The organism is Pseudomonas hunanensis, assembly GCF_013393325.1.
GTDB classification, from domain to species: domain Bacteria; phylum Pseudomonadota; class Gammaproteobacteria; order Pseudomonadales; family Pseudomonadaceae; genus Aquipseudomonas; species Aquipseudomonas putida_P.
Genome location: NZ_QJRC01000023.1, coordinates 1 through 363, shown reverse-complemented (window position 1 = coordinate 363; position 363 = coordinate 1). Strand labels below are relative to the sequence as shown.

The 363-nt window shown below is 61.7% G+C and carries 1 pseudogene; it reads left to right on the top strand.

The annotated features are described in order from the left end of the window. Positions 1–363, top strand: a pseudogene (locus tag DM807_RS00225) (T6SS effector BTH_I2691 family protein); the annotation flags it as partial.

Here is a 363-nt window from a genome sequence, read left to right as displayed (position 1 = left end):
CGTTCAACCCATTCAAGGACAAGGCCGACGCGATCGGCAGTTTGCTCGGCGCCAGCGATAACGTGATCGAAGGCTTGGCCGGCCGCTTTCCGGCCATGGTCGGCATCACCGACCTCACCGCCCAGACAGTCAATACCGTGGTGCTCAAGCGCCTGCGCGGGCAAACCCGTTGGGATGCCAGCCATGGCCTGCGCCAGCAGGTGTTGATGGCAGCACGTGAGGGGAATGCCGAGAAGGCGCTGGGGCTATTGGCAGCGCGCTACCGGATCACCAGCCAGGCCATCACGGAAAATCCGTTCAGCCAGGAAGTACAGAAGTATTTGAAGAGCGGCATGGCGCAGGTAGAGGAGATGAAAGCGCTGC